The organism is Streptomyces sp. JH002, from assembly GCF_050916115.1.
GTDB lineage: Bacteria > Actinomycetota > Actinomycetes > Streptomycetales > Streptomycetaceae > Streptomyces > Streptomyces xiamenensis.
The window spans coordinates 3,392,234-3,411,422 of record NZ_CP087989.1 but is presented as its reverse complement, the minus strand read 5'-3'; the positions used below and the strand labels follow the sequence as shown (position 1 = coordinate 3,411,422).

General features: G+C 71.9%; 6 protein-coding genes. 3 read left to right on the top strand and 3 right to left on the bottom strand.

Annotated features, from left to right (window positions below):
• Window positions 1-15: 15 nt before the first annotated feature.
• Entirely contained in the window at window positions 16-4,671 is a 4,656-nt protein-coding gene (locus H7827_RS15485) for an FtsK/SpoIIIE domain-containing protein (protein WP_432745841.1), read from the top strand.
• A gap of 73 nt (window positions 4,672-4,744) precedes the next feature.
• On the opposite strand, the gene H7827_RS15480 is transcribed toward H7827_RS15485, so the two are convergent.
• Genes H7827_RS15480 through H7827_RS15470 form a run of 3 tightly spaced genes read right to left on the bottom strand, consistent with a single transcriptional unit; the run spans window position 4,745 to window position 6,395 of the window.
• Complete coding sequence (locus tag H7827_RS15480; protein ID WP_030732278.1) at window positions 4,745-5,077, bottom strand: hypothetical protein; 333 nt, start codon at window positions 5,075-5,077, stop codon at window positions 4,745-4,747.
• Between the two features lie 39 nt (window positions 5,078-5,116).
• Window positions 5,117-5,422 (bottom strand): hypothetical protein, encoded by a 306-nt coding sequence (locus H7827_RS15475; RefSeq protein WP_386540388.1) that lies wholly within the window; start codon window positions 5,420-5,422, stop codon window positions 5,117-5,119.
• Window positions 5,423-5,468: 46 nt separating this feature from the next.
• A complete protein-coding gene (locus H7827_RS15470; protein ID WP_432745838.1) occupies window positions 5,469-6,395 on the bottom strand; it encodes a serine/arginine repetitive matrix protein 2 in 927 nt (308 codons plus the stop codon).
• 326 nt (window positions 6,396-6,721) lie between these two features.
• Between H7827_RS15470 and H7827_RS15465 the strand changes: the two genes are divergently transcribed.
• Window positions 6,722-16,546, top strand: coding sequence for a hypothetical protein (locus H7827_RS15465; RefSeq protein ID WP_432745836.1), 9,825 nt, complete (start codon window positions 6,722-6,724; stop codon window positions 16,544-16,546).
• A gap of 5 nt (window positions 16,547-16,551) precedes the next feature.
• Window positions 16,552-19,188 carry a right-handed parallel beta-helix repeat-containing protein gene (locus H7827_RS15460; protein ID WP_432745835.1) on the top strand — a complete coding sequence of 879 codons (2,637 nt, stop codon included), beginning with the start codon at window positions 16,552-16,554 and terminating at the stop codon, window positions 19,186-19,188.
• Window position 19,189: the final 1 nt, after the last annotated feature.

The following is a 19,189-nucleotide window of genomic DNA, read 5'->3' as shown; positions in this document are numbered from 1 at the left end:
CGCCGCTGGACTCCCGTGAAACTGACCGTCTCCGCCGCCCCCGCGGGCGGCACACCCACCGACCATCTGCTGGACGTCCCCGAGGACGCGACCGTCGCCGACCTCGGCTCCGTACTCGGCGCCGAACACCTCTACCTCGGCGACCAGCAGCTCGACCCCGACGCCACCCTGGGCGCCAGCGGCATCCGTGAGGGCGTCCTGCTCGGCGTGGACGCCCCCGCCACCGAGGGCCGCCGTTCCCTCACCCGCGCCTGGTCCCCGCCCGCCACCGACGCCGCGCTGGTCGAGGTGCGCCACGTCTCGGGCCCCGGCGCGGGCCACGTGTGGCAACTCGGCCCCGGCAGCCACGAGATCGGCACCGACCGCGGCTGCGCCCTGCGCCTGGACGGCGGCGGCGCCCCCGAACGCGGCACCTGGATCACGATCGCCGCCGACGGCGGCGTCAGCTTCCGCCTCCCCGAGGACGCCGACCCGGACCGCTGCGGGCTGCGCTCGCTGACCCCGCCGCCGCCCGTCGACCCCGAGACCGGCACCCCGCTCACCGCCGAGGAGCCGGCCGGCACCCAGGACGGCGGCCCCGGCGGGCACTCCGTGGCGCCTCCCCCGCCGGGCCCCGACGGCCAGCCCGCCCCGCCACCGCTGCCCCCCGTGCACCAGTTGCCGGAGCCCGACGACGGCGAGGCCGAATGGCCGGTGTGGGCCGACCTCTCGCTCGGTGACCATCTGCTGCGCCTGAGCACCCCGTTCGAGCCCGACGCCGCCATCAACCCCTCCCCCGACGGCCTGGGCGTGGAGTACAACCGGCCGCCGCGCATCGCCCCGCACCTGGACGCCGAGTCCATGAAGATGGCGGGCCCGCCCGGCAAGCGCGGCAACCGGCCCTTCCCGTTCCTGATGCTGATCGCCCCGCTCGTCATGGGCCTGGTGATGGTCAGCCTCTTCCGGACGTTCTTCTTCGTCGTCTTCGTCTTCTTCACCCCGATCATGGCGATCGGCAACTGGCTCATGAGCAAGCGCAGCGGACGCAAGCAGTACGAGGAGCAGCTGCGGCTGTTCCGGCTGCGCCGCGCCGCGCTGGAGCTGGAGGTCCGCAACGCGACCGTCGCCGAACGCGTCCTGCGCAACGACACGTTCCCCGACCCGGCGTCCCTGCTGCTGACCGCGACCGGACCCGGCCACCAGCTGTGGGAGCGCCGCCGCCGCGACCCCGACCATCTGGCGCTGCGGGTGGGCACCATCGCCCGCGCCTCGCTCAAGCGGATCACCGACTCGGCGCGCGAGAGCAACCACACGAGCGTGCACTGGCGGCTGGCGGACGTGCCGTACTGCGTGGAGATGACGCAGCTGGGCGTCGTCGGCATCACCGGGCCCGGCACCGGCCCGCGCCGCCTCGCCTGCTGGGCGGTGGCCCAGTCCGCCGTCCTGCACAGCCCCCGCGACCTGCGGATCGTCGTGCTCACCAGCAACGAGCACGCCGACAGCTGGAGCTGGGTGCGCTGGCTGCCGCACCTGCGCCCCGACCGGCCCGGCGCGGCCGGCACCGTCATCTCGGTGGGCAACGACCCCGAGTCCACCGCGCACCGGGTCAACGAGCTGATCGCCGACATCAAGGCCAGGACGGACGCCGCCTCCTCGGCGCTGGGCCGCACCCTGATGAACTTCCCCGACACCCTGGTGATCCTGGACGGCTCCCGGCGGCTGCGGGATGTCCCCGGCATCGTGGAGGTTCTCACCGCCGGGCCCGGGGTGCGGATCTTCAGCGTCTGCCTGGACGAGCGCGAGCGGCTGCTGCCCGAGGAGTGCGTCGCGGTCATCACCACCTCCTCCGGCGACGCCGGCACCGAGGACAAGGACGCCCTGACCGTCCGGATCTCCGGGGTGCCCACCGTGGAGGGCATCCGCGCCGACATGGTCACCGCCGCCTGGTGCGAGGAGATCGCCCGCGCGATCGCCCCGGTCCGGGACGTGACGGTGGACGCCGACTCCGGACTGCCGGGCGACGTACGGCTGCTGCCCCTGCTCGACCAGGAACCGCCCAACCCGCAGACGCTGCTGTACAACTGGGCCCGCCGGCCCGCCTCCACCTCGTTCACCCTGGGCCAGGGGTACGAGGGACCGCTGCGCATCGACCTGGTGCGCGACGGCCCGCACGGACTGATCGGCGGCACCACGGGCTCCGGCAAGTCCGAACTGCTCCAGACGATGATCGCCTCGCTGGCCGCCGCCAACCGGCCCGACGAACTCGCCTTCGTGCTGGTGGACTACAAGGGCGGCAGCGCCTTCCGCGAGTGCGCCCAGCTGCCGCACACCCTGGGCATGATCACCGACCTGGACGGGCATCTCGTCCAGCGGGCGCTGGCCTCCCTGGAGGCCGAACTGCGCCGCCGCGAGCAACTGCTCGCCGACGTCGAGGCCAAGGACCACACCGAGTACCGCCTCAAGCGCGCCCGTGACCCGCGGCTGCCGGCCCTGCCCCGGCTGCTGCTGGTCATCGACGAGTTCGCCACCCTGGTACGGGAGCTGCCCGAGTTCGTCCCCGGGCTGATCTCCCTCGCCCAGCGGGGCCGTTCGCTGGGCCTGCACCTGATCCTCGCCACCCAGCGGCCCGGCGGCTCGGTCAACAACGAGATCAAGGCCAACACCAACCTGCGGATCGCGCTGCGCGTCACCGACCGCTCCGAGAGCCAGGACATCATCAACAACCCGGACGCCGCGGCCATCTCCGCCGGCACCCCGGGCCGGGCCCTGCTGCGGCGCGGGCACAACAACCCCACCCCGTTCCAGACGGCCTGGGTCGGCGCCGAACGCACCGACAGCGACACCCCGCAGGAGATGGCGGTCGACGAGGACGGCCCCGACGCGCCGACGCCGGTGCGCACGGTGCGGGCCGCCGAGCTGACCTGGAGCGGCATGGGGCGCCCCACCGACCTCGGCGTGGAGGACGACGACCTTCCCGAGTCCGAACGCCCGATCCCGGTCGAGCGGCCCACCGATCTGCTCGCCCTGGTGCAGGCCATCACCACGGCCGCCCACCAGCTGCCGGACTACACCGAGCAGCCCAGCCCCTGGCTGCCGCCGCTCTCCGAGCAGCTGCGGCTGGACGAACTGCCGCCCACCGAGCCGCCGGAGACACCCGGCGGGCTGCCGCTGGTGCCGTACGGACTGCTGGACCTGCCGGAGTTCCAGGACCGCAGGCTGGGCAGCATCGACTTCGCCACCTTCGGCCACCTGTACGTCATCGGTGCCCCGCGGACCGGCCGCACCCAGGTGCTGCGCACCGTCGCCGGGTCGGCCGCCATGGCCGTCAGCAGCGCCGATCTGCACATCTACGGCATCGACGCGGCCGGCGGCGGGCTCGCCGCGCTGGAGAGCCTGCCGCACTGCGGTGCGGTCGTCGACCGGCACGACACCGAGCGCCTGGAACGCCTGGTCGCCCGGCTCGTCAGTGAACTGACGTCCCGGCAGCGGGCGTTGTCGCAGCACAGCTGCTCCAGCCTCACCGAGCTGCGCGCCAAGCTGCCCAAGGACCAGCGGCCGGCCCACCTGCTGCTGCTCATCGACGGCTGGGACGCGCTGAGCGGCATGATCGACGACTACGACGGCGGCCGGATGTACACGGATGTGATCCGGCTGCTGCGCGAGGGCCAGGCCGCCGGTCTCCATGTCATCGCCACCTCGGAGCGGCTGCTGCTGGGCGGCCGGCTGGCCGCGCACAACGACCGCCGGCTGCTGCTGCGGCAGACCGACCCCAGCGACTACCACCTGGTCGGCATGGCGCGGGGCAAGGTGCCCAGCCATGTCCCGCCGGGGCGCGGCTGGATGGCGCCCGCCGGTATCGAGACCCAGATCGGTCTGCTGCCGGGCGACCAGGACGGCGAGGCCGCGAGCGACCAGGGCGAGGCGGTGCGCGCCATCGGCCGGCGGGTGAGCAAGCGGGACAGCAAGGTGCCGCAGGCGCGCCGGCCGTTCCGGATCGGGCAGTTGCCCGGCCTGATCGGCTTCACCGAGGCGATGGAGCAGCTGCCGGCCGAGCAGCGGCGTCCGCTGTGGGCGCTGCTGGGCATCGGCGGCGACGCCGCCGCCCCGCTGGGCTACGACTTCGCGTCGGGCGGCGGCAGCTTCCTGGTGGCGGGCCCGCCGCGCTCGGGGCGCTCCACCACGCTGGCGGCGATGAGTGTGTCGCTGCTGCTGGGCGGCACCTCCCTGGTGGTGATCACACCGCGCGACTCGCAGCTGCGCCGGCTGGGCGTGCACGAGCTGGCGAAGGTGATGACGGACACCGATCCGTCGGTCGAGGAGCTGACCGCCGCGCTGGACGCGGTGGAGGGGCGGCCGGTGGTCGTGGTGGTGGACGACGCCGACATGCTGGCGAACTGCCGGGCCGACCGGGTGCTGCGCGCCGTGGCCACCTCGGGCCGTGACCAGGGCCGGGGGCTGCTGCTGGCCGGTCCCTCGGAGTCCATGTCCTCGCTGGGCTGGATGGGCGCGGCGCGACGGTCCCGCAGCGGCATCCTGCTGGGCCCCAAGTCCATCGGCGAGGGCGATCTGATCGGCTCGCGGCTGTCGTCGGAGCAGATGCGCAGCGCGCTGCCGGAGGGCCGTGGCTGGACGGCGGGGCCCTCCGGTCACGCCATAGCGGTCCAGGTGCCGCTGACGGTGCTGGACGGCTGAGCCGGTCCGCACGCACGGAGAACGGCCGCCCCCGGGGAGAAGGGGGCGGCCGTTCGTCCGTGAGCGGGCCGGATCACTCCTCGTTGTTGTTCGCGGCCTCCGCGGCGGCGGCGTTGACGTCGTTGGTGATCTGCTCGTCCGAGTTGGCCATCTCGGTGGCGAAGTTCTGGAACATCTTCGCGTATTCGTCGATGTTCTTCGCCGAGGCGTCCAGCTGGCTGGTGAACTGGTTGTACGCGTCGGTCATCGCGGGGCTGGCCTTCTCGAAAACCAGGCCGTTCTGCAGCAGGGACGCGACGGTGTCCTTCAGGGTCGTCAGCTCGGCGGCGATATCCGCGAGCTTGTTGCCCATCGTCGATGCGGTGGTGTCGATCGCGTCGTAATCGAAGACGACATCATTCGCCATGGAATTCTCCGGTGATGGTTGAGAGGGAAGGTAGCGGAATCAGCCGGCGTTGATCTTCTCGGCCATGTCCTTGTCCATGTCCTCGACGGACTGCTTGATCGCCTTGAACTGGTTGGCGTACTCCTTGATGGCCTCGGCACCGGCGACGAGGTTCATGGTGAACGTTTCGTACTTGGCCTCCAGCGCGGGGCTGGTCGCGGTCAGCACCAGACCGCTGTTGAGCAGCGCGGCGACCTCTTCCTTCGCCTCGTTCATGCGCGGCACCAGCGTGTTGTCGACGGCGTCGTCCAGGACACCGCACACCCGCTCGATCTCGGCGTAGTCCAGACTGATGTTGGCAGCCATGGGTCTCTTTCTCCTTTGTGCTGGAACCGTAGGGGCTAGTCAGCGACTAGTCCTCGACCTCTTCCCACTCGTCGTCCTTCTTGCCGCTGTGGGTGTATTTGGTCGTCTCATCGTCGGCGGTGACCTCCATGGTCCCCGAGCCGTCGTCGTTGAATTTCACCACCGCGACGCTCTCCGTGCCGTCGCCATAGGTGGTGGTGAGGGTGTAGTCCTGAATGCTGCCGCCGTCGGAACCGGTGCTTTCGCGGACCGGTCCGTCGAACACCTGCTCCGACTTGTAGGACTGGCCGTTGGGATTGCTGATCTCCGACGTCTGCTTGGTGACGTTGTAGTCGTCGTCGTATTCCAGCGTCACCTTGACGGTGCCGTCCTCGTCCTCGTACGTGTACTCGGTCGGCGGCCCGTCCCCCTCGGGCAGGGGCGGCTCGTCACCGGGCTTGAGGGCGTGGTTGCCGTCCTTCTCCAGGTCCCGCCACGCCGCACAGAAGTCGGGGGCGTCGTCGGCGGCGCACACCTGGCGGATGGAGGCGTCGGGGTTCTCCTCGAAGTACTCGGTGGCCCCGATGTCCTCCAGCATCCCGTCCCAGGCGGCCTTGTCGTCCAGCCACTTGTCGTGGGTCTTCTTGTCGTTGACCCACTCGTTGAACTCACCGCGCTGGGAGTCCGTGCCACCGCTGGACGCGAGCTTGGAGTCGGCGTCGAACCAGGCGTCCGAGACACCCTTGAAGGTGTCGGCGAGCTCGGTCAGCCCGTCCTTGGCCTGCTTGGTGCGGCTGCGGGAGCGGGTGTAGAAGGTCTGGAAGGCGGCGGCCAGCTGCCGGTTGCCGAGGACGTTCTGAGCGTCGCCCAGCGATCCCTCGCCGACTTCCTTGAACTTGCCGTCGGCGCCGCCGGACCCCGCCTCGTCCGCCAGGGAGCGCATCTTGGTCTGCACGATCTGGAGCTGGCTGTAGTCAATGGAGAAGTCGGCCACGGGTCCTCCGGACGTTCCTTGGGTGCCGCTGCCCTTTCTACGCCCCAGCCCGGGAGAAGGTTCAATGCGGCCCCGGTGAGGTATTCCGCACGCCGCCGGCCGGCGCCGGTTCGCTCCGCCGTCATCTCCCGTTCGGCCGGGCGGACTTCGGGAGCTTCCGGCGAACGGACGGCATCGTGGCGGTGACGAAGGGGATTTCACACCGGATCGAGATCGGATTGAACCGTGGGCGCGTCTGCGGCGTAGTAGAAACGGAAGCCCACCGTGCAGTGTCGCCGGGAAGTACCCGCACTTCCATGTGCAGGGACCCGGAAGGAGTGCCGCCCATGGCTCGTCCCGAGGACTGGAGCGCCCTCGGTCTCAGCAGCGACCCGACGCCCGGAGACCCCAGCGCCCTGGACGATCTGATCTCGTCGCAGGCCAAGCTCGTCACGCTCGCGACGACCATCGACGAGGGCCTCACCGAGGTCAAGAACACCGCGGACGGCGCCTTCGTCGGCAAGACCGCCGACGCCCTGCGCAAGATCATCGACAATGATCTGCGGAACTACGTCTCCTCCTTCAAGCAGGCCCAGGAGGACGTCCAGGGCGCCCTGAAGACCTATGTCGAGGTCATGCGGACCGAGCAGGGCCGGGCGGACGAGGCCCTGTCCGCGGCGGCCGGGCTCGGGGAGGACGACGACACCGAGCGCGAGGGCTACAAGTCCACCGCCGAGGACGCGAAGTCCAACCTGGAGAGCGCCGCCAGCACGGCGGCCAGCACCATCCGCGCGGCCGGGAACAGCATCGACTCGCCGGTCAACGAGTGCGACGAGTTCTGGAAGGCACTCGGCTGGCTGGCGATCATCCTGATCATCCCGGCCATCATCGTCGGCGGCCCGCTCGCCCTCTTCGTGCTCGCGCTGAACGTGGCGCTGCTCATCAAGACGGCCGTCGACTTCGCCAACGGCAAGGCCAGCGTCACCGAACTGGTGCTGTCCATCCTGGGTGTCATCGCCCCCACCACCAGGGGTCTGTCGGTCGGCAAGCTGTGGGGCGGCCTCAAGGGAGCCTTCTCCGGCGGCGTCCAGGGCGGCAAGGCGTTCTTCGGCATCACGAAGGGCTTCGAGTTCGGCGCCCTGTGGGTCAAGGGCGTCAACGGACTGTGGGGCGGCTTCCGCTTCTCACCCGGTTTCCTCAAGGCCGGCAACCTCGGCATCAAGTTCGGGACGAACCTCAACCATCTGCGGTTCGGCCCGGCCATGGCCGGGCTCTCCGTGATCAACAACGTCGGGGTCAGGACGTTCCAGATCACCAAGATCTTCGCCTCGGGCTTCATGGTGGTCAAAAACCTGCCGGTGAACATCTACCGCGGCCTCACCGGCGCCCAGGGCCTGCGTCTGGTGCTGCCGGTGGCGGCCAACGAGATCCGGATGGTGGGTCTTGGCCAGGCCCTGAAGATCGGGTTCATCGACCGCGGCCTGTTCGGCATGCACCGCTACGGTCTCGACTTCGCCACGCTCGCGGGCGGCGGCAGCAAGATCTCCGGCGCCGCGTCGGCCGGGGTCAACATCTTCTCCCCGCCGCCCGGCGTCGGTGAGCTGGTGCGCTTCAACAACGCCGGGTTCGGCACCATGCCGCCCATCGCCGTGGGCACCGGACCGCTGACCCCGGGCGGCCTCGGCACCGGCTTCGGCGGCGGCGTCCAGGTCGTCTCGCCGCCCCCGATCAACCTGCACCTCGCCAACCAGAACATGGGCGGGGTCGGGTTCTCCATGCCCCCGCTGCCCAACATGGGCGCGCTGATCGCCGATGTGCCGTTCTCCGGGGTCGCCCCCATCGGCGCCCCGACGCTGGGCCCGATGGTCCCGGTGGTCAGCCCGCCCACCTCCGGCATCGGCGCCGTCCCGGTCACCAACATCGGGACCACCATGCCGGCGGTCAACACCCCGGCCCCCGGCACCGTCGCGGTGCCCAGCATCGGCACCAGCATGCCGGCCGTGACCACCCCGAGCGCGGGCGGTGTGACCGTCCCCGGCATCGGCGCCAACATGCCGGCTGTCACCACTCCGAGCGCCGGCGGCGTCACGGTCCCCGGCATCGGCGCCAACATGCCGGCCGTGACCACCCCGGGCGTGGGCGGCGTCACGGTCCCCGGCATCGGCGCCAACATGCCCTCCGTCACCACCCCGGGCATCAACGGTGTGACGACCCCGGGTGTCGGGGCCGTCACGGTCCCCGGGATCGGGAACAGCATGCCGTCGGTCACCACCCCGGGCGTGGGCGGCGTCAACATCCCCGGCATCGGGGTCACCATGCCGGGGGTCAACACCCCCGGTGTCGGCGGCGTCACCATCCCGGGCATCGGCACCAACATGCCCTCCGTCACCACCCCGGGCGTGGGCGGCGTCAACATCCCCGGCATCGGCACCAACATGCCCGGCGTCAACGCCCCCGGCATCGGGGCCATCTCCCCCGCCATCTCCTCGCCCGGCCTCGGCGGCTTCAACAACATCAGCGTCCCGGGCGTCGGCGCCGTGGACGCGCCCGCGATCAACGCCCTCAACAACATCAACATCGGCAACATCAGTCAGGCCATCACTCCGCCGACGCTCAACAACGTCGGCGGCAAGTTCGGCTCGCTCCAGCTGAACATGCCCAACATCGACGCCCGCATCGCGGATCTCCCGTCGATCAACGCCCAGGTGAACGCGTCCCCCGGCACCGTCGGCACGCCGGTGGGCGGCCAGGTGAGCGTCCCCGAACTCGGCATCAACCTGAACGCCGGCAACGGCCTGGGCAGCATCAACACCCCCGAGCTGAACGCGATCAACGCGATCCTCCCGCCCACCGGGGCCACCGTCACCCCGCCGTCCGTCGGGAACGTCGGCGCCACCATGCCGGGCGTCACCACCCCCGGCATCAACGGCGTCGTGACACCGGGCGTCGGCGGGGTCACCACGCCGGGCGTCGGCAACGTCACCACCCCGGGCATGGGCGGTGTCACCACCCCCGGGATCTCCGGCGTCTCCACCCCGGGTGTCGGAGCCGTCGGCGCCGTGGACACCCCCGCGGTGAACGCCCTGAACAACATCAACACCGGCGGTATCGGCCAGGCGATCAGCCCGCCCACCCTCAACAACGTGGGTGCCAAGTTCGACTCGCTCCAGCTGAACACCCCGAACATCAACACCCGCCTCGCCGACCTCCCCTCGCTCAGCGGCCAGGTGAACGCCGTCCCCAGCACCGGCGGCACCCCCGCGGTCGGGCACGTGAGCGTCCCCGAACTCGGCATCAACCTCGGCGCCGGCAACGGGGCCGGCCGCATCGACACCCCCGAGATCACCGCGAACACCCAGGTCACCCCGGCGGCCGGCGCCACCCTCACCCCGCCGGCCGCGCACGTCGCACCGCCGGCCGGGCAGGTGGCCCCGCCCACCGTGGCCACCCCGTCCACCGGCGCCGTCACCCCGGCCGTCACCCCGGCCAACGCCCCGGTGAGCCTGGGCGGCCTGCCGCACAACGCCACCCCCACCACCGGCAACCTCGGCGTGCCCGAGGTCAACAACGCCCGGCCCGGCGGCACTCCGGCAAGCAGCGAGATCGGCCGCGTCGACCTCTCCCAGCCGGCACCGCCCGTCAAGCAGCCCGGCCTCGAAGGGCTGCACCTGCAGACCGGCGGCGCCCACCTGAGCCCGCTGAGCCCGATGGACCTCCAGGTCCTGCGCACCCTGGGCCTGTTCGGACCGGGCGCCGTGCCGCCGCGGCCGATGGTCACCCAGGTGTTCATGCAGCCGTCCACCACCGAGTACGCCGCCGTCCACACCTACCAGGCCATCGACGGCCTGCCCGGCGTCTCGGTCCGGGTCGACGAGCCGAACGCCTCCGGCTCCTTCCAGGTCAGCGTCGCCGGGAACACGGAGGGCATCGACGGACTGCGCGCCTTCGAGGCCCACGACGGCGGCCGCCCCGTCATCCGCATCGAACAGGCCCTGGACGGCGGTTCCTTCCGCCGCTGGGACTTCGACATGATCACCCACGAGGCCACCGGGGCCCCCACGGTGGTCAACCCGCCCAGCGGCTCGGGCCTGACCCCCGGGTCGACGACGGGCGGTCTCGGCGGGACCGGCGGCGTGGAACTCGGCGCGCTCACCCCCACCCCCACCACCTCGGGCCTCGGCGGCGGTTCCCTCACCCCCACCCCGCCCGCCTCGCGGACCATCGACCTGCCCGGCCTGGGCGGCCGCCAGGTGGAGCTGCGGTTCGGCGCGGACGGCTCGATCAACGGCGTGGTGCCCACCGGCGGCCCCGCGGGCGGGCTGAGGGTCACCACCAGCCCCGACCTGCGCGTCTTCGACGTGGACATCCGGGTCAGCGCCCGGCAGAACGACAACTACAGCTTCAACCTCGCCCCGGACGGCACCACCACCTTCCGCGGCCACCAGCAGGACATCACCCTCGCCAACGGCGACTTCGACAACCTCACCGTCTCCGTCCACCGGGCGGAGGACGGCACCGTGCTGAACGTGGACAGCCCCCGGCCCAACGCCATCACGCGCCTGAACGACGGCGGCTTCCAGATCAATCCGGCCGGCGGCGGGCGCGGCACGGCTTTCTACGACGCGAGCCACGCCTTCAGCCATCAGGACCTGGCCCTGGCCGCCGGAGCCCTCGCCGGCATCCAGTCCCTGCGGAGCGCCGCGGACGGCTCCCTCAGCCTCATCCGGCCGAACGGGACCACCGCCGCCGCCGACCTCACCGCGCTGCCGGGCGGCGCCACCCGGGTGCAGTTCGGCGGCCGGGACATCGTCGTCGGCCCGGGCGGCGACCACACCCACAACGTCATCACCCTGCGCGGCGGCGACGGCAGCACCATCGGCGTCGTGCACCGGCCCACCGGCCCCGCCCACGCGGCACCCGGCGCCCACCCGCTCACCCCCGGCGGCACCGCCATCGACGACATCGCCCTGGTGCGGCACGGCGACACCGAGTTCGTCCTGCGCACCGACGACGGGCTCACCTTCCACGGCGGCAACGGCAACCAGACCTTCACCGCGCCCGCCCTGCACGGCACGCCGCTCGACGGGAACTTCCTGCGGATGGACGGTCACCCGCAGCTGTTCAACAACAACGGCGACCTCATCTCCACCCCGACCCCGCAGCCGGGCGGCGCCGTGCGCATCCAGTACGGCGGCCACGACCTCATCCTGGGCCCGGGCGGCGTCCACACGCACAACGTCACCACCCTCACCGGAGCCAACGGCGCGACCATCGCCCACCTGCACCTCCCGGTCGACGGGACGCGCCTCACCCCCGGCAGCCACCCGGTCAACGCCGGTGGCAACGCCGTCAACAACCTCACGGTCGTCCGGCACGGCGACAACGGCTTCGTACTGCGCGGCAACAACGAACTCACCTTCCACGGCGCGAACGGCCACCACAACCTCAGCGCGCCGTCCCTGACCGGGACGCCGCTCACCGACACGTTCCTGCGCACCGGCACCAACCCGCAGCTGTTCAACGGCAGCGGCGACCTCATCCCCATCACGCCCCAGCCGGGCGGCGCGCTGCGCGTCCAGCACGGCGGCCACGACCTCATCCTGGGCCCGGGCGGCGCCCACACCCACAACGTCACCACCCTCACCGGCCCGGGCGGCGGCACCCCTGTCGGCCACGTCCACCTCCCGGTCGACGGGACCCGCCTCACCCCCGGCAGCCACCCGCTCACCGCCACCGGCAACCCCATCACCAACCTCACCGTGGTCCGGCACGGCAACGACGGCTTCGTACTGCGCGGCACCAACGAACTCACCTTCCACGGCACCGGCGGAAACCACACCCTCACCGCCCCCGGCCTCACCGGCACACCCCTCGACGGGAACTTCCTGCGCGGCGGCGCCAACCCGGCGCTGCTCAACGGCGACGGCACCGTCATCGCCCCGGTCCACCCGCAGACCGGCGGCGCCGTGCGCGTCCAGCACGGCGATCACCACCTCGTCCTGGGCCCGGACGGCGCCCACACCCACAACGTCACCACCCTCACCGGGGCGGGCAACACCACCGTGGGCTACGTGCACCGGCCGGCCGGGGCGGACGGCGGCCCGCTCGGGGCGCACGCGCTGGACGCCCGCGGCAACCCGACCACGATCGACCTCGCGGCCCACAACGGTGGTTTCCGCACCACGAGCGACACCCGCGTCACCGTGCACAAGGCGGACGGCTCGTTCGACTTCCAGACCGTGCGACTGGGCGACACCACCCAGAGCGTGCGGACCTTCTCCGTCACCCACAACGGCCAGACCCTGACCGCCCTGGACGTCGTCAACAACAACACCCTCGCCAAGGTGGACGACGTCCGCATCACCCCGGTCGGCGGCCCCGGCGGCGGCTTCCGCTTCCAGAGCGCCGACGGCAACACCATCACCCTGCACAACGGCAACGGGCAGGTGACCCGCACCGCGCAGTCCACCGACATCACCGTGGGCGGGCAGGACCTCACCCGCTTCCGGGTCACCGACGCCGACGGCACCACCTTCGACGCCGTCCGGCTGTCCGACGACGTGAACGGCTCCTTCATCCGGGTGGACACCCACCAGTTGCTGGACGGCAACCTCAACGCCGTCACCACCCCGCACGCCACCGTCACCCCGGACGGCAACGGCTTCCGCGTGCAGCGCGGCAACGACCAGGGGCTCAACGCCGGCGAGTACAAGGTGTACGACGGGTCCGGCAAGCTCACCTCGGAGCGCATCAACGTCATCCGCGACGGACAGCTCGTCCCGGACCAGCACCTCAAGGTCACCTTCACCGACGGCGCCACCAAGGGCACCTGGTCGCGGATCAGGACCGACAACCACGGCACGGTCATCGCCCCGCCCCCGAACCGCGCCACCGGCCTGTACGACGGCGGACCGGTCGACATGAAGGGCCACGGCAACGGCGTGGTCCGCCTCACCCACCACGGCGGCGCCGAGGTGTTCATGCGCCGCCCGCTGCACAACGGCAACACCCTGGACGTGCACACCTCCGCCAGCGGCGGCGAGTTCGGCCTGTTCAGCCAGCGCCCGCGCTGGTCGGAGATCAACCCGGCCGGCAACGCCGTGCAGCACGGCAGCCGGCACTGGGGCGAGTCCACCCGCAGCTGGTTCGACGTCGCCGACACCGGCAAGATCAGCGCCCTCAGCCACCGGGTGCGGCACTTCCGGCTCAACCCGGACGGCGGCCACGTCCTCACCGACATGAACGCCGTACCGGTCGGCCAGGCCCTCACCAAGGGCCAGTGGCACCGGTACGACGCCGACTTCAAGCACCTCGCCGAGGGCACCCGGGACTGGGGCCACGGCCGTGGCTGGAGCGATGTCGCGATCAACCCGCGCACCGGCAACACCGTCACCGTGCACGAGAAGTTCGGCCGCTTCCAGCCCACGCCGCACGACGTACGGCGCTACCAGCAGCTGACCCTCGGCGAGGACGGCGCGTTCAAGGAAGGCAGCTGGCTCTCGCACTCGCCCGCCGCCAAGGAGACCGGGGTCAGCAAGGAGCTGAAGAACGGCAACTGGCTGGAGTCCCAGCGGCTGGCCGAGCAGCGCCCGCCGGTGTGGTTCCGCAACGTCCTGTCGCCCGACATCTACTTCCACACCTCGCTGGACAACTTCAGCTACCTGCGCAGCGACAGCGCCTTCCAGATCGCCGTGTGGAAGGAGAGCCCCACCCCGGCCGGGCGCCCCGGCGACACCGGTATCTCCGCCACCAGCGGCAACGGAACCATCCAGTCCATCAACCGGGCCGGAGACATGGTCCGCGAGGTGCGCAAGCTCGGCAGCGGCAACGAACTGACCGTCGGCGACGTGAAGATGCCGGACGGCACCGTCATGCCGGGCCGCAACCTCCCCTGGTCCGAGGGCGCCGACAAGCTCCAGGGCGTGCGCACCTTCGACCAGGCCGACTTCACGGTCACCAACACCCGGCCGGGGCCCGCGCCGGCACCCGCCCCCGGCGCGGCCCCGGGCGCCCCCGCACCCCAGCCGCCGGTCCGCCCGGACCTGGCCGCCCGGCCGGACACCGACGCCAACACCATGCTGTTCCAGGACCGCTTCCGGGCCGACCAGGCCACCGACGGCGTCAACCCGTTCCTGCGCGGGGCCGACGGCGACATGCGGGTGGCCCGGATCGGCTTCAAGGACGGCTCCCTGATGGAGTTCCGGCCCTCGCCGGAGGTCCGTACCGGCGGCGGTGTGACGACGGGCAGCGGGGACCGGAACTTCCGGCTCACCGTCGACTCCCGCTCCAACAACTGGACGCACTACGACATCCACGGCAACGTCATCGGCCGCTCCGACACCTTCGGCTCCGGCGCCCACCAGGTCACCGTCATCTCCAGGGGCGGGCCCACCGGCACGATGACCTGGCAGTCCTTCGACGCGGCCGGCAACGAGATCGCCTCCGGCATCCGCGGGACGGCCTTCAACGGCCAGATGAACAAGCTCTACTGGGACCGTGAGTCCTTCCAGGACTTCGCCGCGGTGCGCGGCGGCGACGGTGCGATCATCCCGAACCAGCGGGGCCCGCTGGTCCGCGAGCACCGGATGCTGTCCGACGGCACCACCGTGGACGCCTGGCGGGTGACCAACGCGGACGGCACCAACGTCACCTGGCACTGGAACAAGATCGACCGGCACGGCAACATCCAGCACTTCGGCGACGTCGGCGACCGCACCCGCATGTGGATCGACGCCAACGGCGCCCGGCACGCCGACTGGCAGAACGGCTTCCGCTGGGAGGACTCCTTCACCCGCGACGGCACCGTCTTCAAGATCCAGGAGATGCCCAAGCAGCCGAACAACGGCAGCATCCGCGCCTGGCACCACGACGGCCCGCCCCGGGTCCGCGAGTACCACGCCGAGCCCCCGGGCGCCGGCGCCGTCGGCGGCGCGGCCCAGGATCTGCGGGCCTGGAAGGAGTTCGACAACGGCATCGAGATCCGCCGCAAGGTCGAACTGGACGACGGCACGTTCCTGGAGAGCGACGAGTGGACCAAGGCGTGGCGCCGCTACACCGAGATCGACGGCACCCAGTTCGTCATCAATGAGCGCACCATGTCCGGCTACGTCTACAGCTACGACCCCTTCGGCCGGGTCTCGCTGAGCGGCCGGGACGTCACCCCGGGCACCGCCGGCGGGTCGGGCGCCGTGGTCCCCGCCGGGACCGCCCCGGCACCGGGGGCCACGGGCGCCCCGGCGGCCGCTCCCGCGGCGACCACGCCCACCCCGATGACGTCCGTGCCGCCGGCCCAGCTCATCGGCCGCGACACCAACTGGACCGGCCTGGCCGCCGAGTACCGCGGCTTCAGCCGGATGTACCGCGAGGTCAACGACTGGCAGTGGAGCCGCCCGCAGTTCGGCGCGGGCGAGTCGCAGTACGCCTCGTTCACCGGCAAGGCCGTACGGTCGCTCGCGGTGGACATGGCCCAGGAGTGGATCATCGACTTCCTGGCCACCATCACCATCACCGGCATCATCTCGGCCGCCACCGACACCGAGTTCACCTGGCTGGACGTGGCCAAGGCGGCGTTCGGCGCGACCATCGCCGCCGGGGTCAAGGGCACCTTCTCCCTGGGCCACTTCTCGCAGTCGCGCGGCGGCACCTGGAAGGTCGGCAACAGCCAGGTCGACGCGGGCAACCCGTTCACCCGGCGCCCCAACGACGACAACTGGGGCTCGGAGTACGCCGGCATCGAGAAGATCACCCGCTGGCGGTCCGGCACCTACGACTACGGGGTGGCCATCGCCTCCGGGCTGATCGGCGGCTTCATCTCCGGCGCCGCCTCGGCCGCGATCTTCGGCGTCAAGGACGCCGACGGCAACCTCGTCAAGCTGACCGGCACGGACGCCCTCCTGGAGGGCGCGAGCGCCTCGCTCGGCGGACTCATCGGCGGTGTGAGCATCGGCGCGGGCCGGACCGCGCTGATCCACAACATGAGCGGCCGCTGGTACCACCGTCAGGGCGCCCTCGACATCTTCGGCATCCCGTTCCTGGGCAAGCTGGGCGACAAGGGCTTCAGCCTCGGCTTCATGGGCGGCTGGCTGCGCGAACAGATCTCCCCCGACTGGTACACGGGCGCGGGCGACAATGAGACCGGCGAGAGCACCGAGAGCACCGAGGAAACGAACTGATACCGATGAAGATCCTGGTCGCCCCCAAGGGCCGCGGTGCCCACCGCACCATCGCGCGCGCCCTGGCCGCCGCCGAGGCGGGCGCGGTGATCTCCATCGCGCCCGGCGAATACCCGGAGGCGCTGCGCCTGGAGCGCCGCGTCACCCTGGAACCGGCCGCCGGCGCGGGCTCGGTCGTCATCCGCCCGGTGGAGAGTCCGGCGCTGACCGTGGCCGCCGCCGACTGCCTGGTGCGCGGCCTGGTGCTGCGCGGCCAGGACCCGGCCCAGCCGCTGGTCCGGGTCGAGGACGGCTCCGGGCTCACCCTGGAGGACTGCGGGCTCAGTCACGGCCGGGTGGAGGTGCTGGGCTCGGCCGGGGTGCCGGCCGACCCCGACGGGGGCCCGCTGCCGCTGACGGTGGACGACGATCTGCGCGCCCAGCTGGACGATCCGGTGGCCGGCGGCGTACTCGTCCTGCGGCACACCCGGCTGCACGGCGCGCACCACACCGCCCTGCACCTGGACGGCGACGCCCGGGCCCGCGCCGAGGACTCGATCATCGACTCGGTGGAGGGCATCGGGGTGGTGCTGTCGGGTGCCGCGGTGCTGCTGGCCGAGCGGCTGCGGGTGAGCGAGGTGTCCGGTTCGGCGCTGCGCGCCCGGGGCAACTCCCGGCTGCTGGTGCGCGACGCGCGGCTGTCCGGGGCGGGGCGGCACGGGGTGCTGGTGCAGGACACCGCGCGTGCCAAGGTGGAGGACTGCCGCATCGACGGCGTGGCGATGTCCGGGGTGCAGCTGGACCACGAGGCACGCGCCGAGTTGACGGACTGCCGGGTCACCCGGGCCGGCGGCAGCGCGCTGGCGGCGGGCGGCACCACCCGGCTGATCGCGAACGGCTGCCGGATCGTGGAGCCGGCCGCCAACGGCCTGCTCGCGCTGGGGGACGCCACGGCGGAGGCGGTGAACTGCCAGCTGTCGCGTACCGGTTTCTCCGCTCTGCACTTCGCGGACCGCTCCACGGGCACGGTGCTGGGCACCGTCGTCGCCGACAGCCGCGAACACGCGGTGGCCGTCACCGACTCGGCGAGCGCCGAGCTGACCGGCTGCACCCTGACCGGCGCGGTGATGTGCGGGGCGCAGGTGACGGATGCGGCCCGGCTGACGATGCGCGGCAGCCGGGTGGTGGGCGGCGAGACCGGGGTGCGGGTGCGGTCCTCGGGCGAGAGCGAACTGCGCGAGTGCGCCATCGGGGGCCAGAGCAAGGGCGGCGTGGAGATCGGCACGGACGCCACCGTCGCCCTGCTGGCCACCTCGGTGACCGGGGTGGGCAGCGCCGGGGTGACGGTGGACTCCGGGGCCCGGCTGCGGATGGAGGGCGGCGGGGTCTACGGGGCGGGCGGCAGCGGCCTGGTGGTGTGGCAGGGCACCGAGCCGCAGGTGCGCGGGGTGCGGATCGAACGGGCCGGCAAGAACGGCATCCTGGTCGGGGAGAAGGCGCGCGGCCTCTTCGAGCACTGCGACGTGTCGGTGACCACCTTCCCGGCGCTGCACATCGGGGCGGACGCCGAGCCGGTGTTCCGCGGCTGCCGGGTCTTCGACTGCGAGCAGGACGTGGGCACGGCGAACGGGGCGAAGCCGACGTTCGAGGAGTGCGTGTCGGTCCGGGTGGGCAGCGCGACGCTGACCGGCGGCCCGATCGGCACCGGCCCCAAGGGCGGTGGCGGTCCCGCGGGTCCCGGCACCGGCCCCGGGAGCCCGCCCGCCGTGCCCCAGGACATCAACGGCGGCACCGGACCGGCCTCGGCCGATGACCCCGAGGCGGGTCTGGCCGACGCGGGCGAGGCCGAGCCGGAGCCGGAGACCCTGGAGGAGCTGCTGGCCGAACTCGACGAGCTGGTGGGCCTGGACGGGGTCAAGGGCGACGTCGGCGGCATGGTCAAGCTCATGCAGATGGTGCGGATGCGCGAGGAGGCCGGGCTGCCGGCCCCGCCCCTCTCACGGCATCTGGTCTTCGCGGGCAACCCCGGTACGGGCAAGACGACGGTGGCGCGGCTGTACGGCCGGCTGCTCAAGGCGCTGGGGCTGCTGGGCAAGGGCCACCTGGTGGAGGTGGACCGCAGCGCGCTGGTCGGTGAGTACGTGGGGCACACCGGTCCCAAGACCACCGAGGCGTTCCAGCGGGCGCGCGGCGGCGTACTCTTCATCGACGAGGCGTACGCGCTGGTTCCGGCCGGTGTCGCCAATGACTTCGGTGGGGAGGCGATCGCGACCCTGGTGAAGCTCATGGAGGACCACCGTGACGAGGTCGTGGTCATCGCCGCCGGATATCCCCAGGACATGGACCGCTTCATCGGCTCCAACCCTGGCCTGTCCTCACGGTTCACCCGTACGCTGCTGTTCGCCGACTACACCTCCCAGGAACTCGTGTCCATCGTGGAACACCACGCCCAGCTGCACAGCTACGAGCTGAGCGACGGCGCCCGCGACCGGCTGGCGGCCTATGTGGAGGCCATTCCGCGCGATGACCGGTTCGGCAACGGCCGTACCGCGCGCCAGCTGTTCCAGGCCATGACGGAGCGTCAGGCCATGCGTGTCTCCGAACTGACCAGCCCCGAGGCGCAGCAGCTGATGACGCTGCGCGAAGAAGACCTTCCCCTCTGAC

Excerpts from the sequence above, each read along its gene's own strand:
- H7827_RS15480 (WP_030732278.1), bottom strand. The coding sequence starts at position 5,077 with ATGGCGAATGATGTCGTCTTCGATTACGACGCGATCGACACCACCGCA.
- H7827_RS15475 (WP_386540388.1), bottom strand. The coding sequence starts at position 5,422 with ATGGCTGCCAACATCAGTCTGGACTACGCCGAGATCGAGCGGGTGTGC.
- H7827_RS15465 (WP_432745836.1), top strand. The coding sequence starts at position 6,722 with ATGGCTCGTCCCGAGGACTGGAGCGCCCTCGGTCTCAGCAGCGACCCG.
- H7827_RS15460 (WP_432745835.1), top strand. The coding sequence starts at position 16,552 with ATGAAGATCCTGGTCGCCCCCAAGGGCCGCGGTGCCCACCGCACCATC.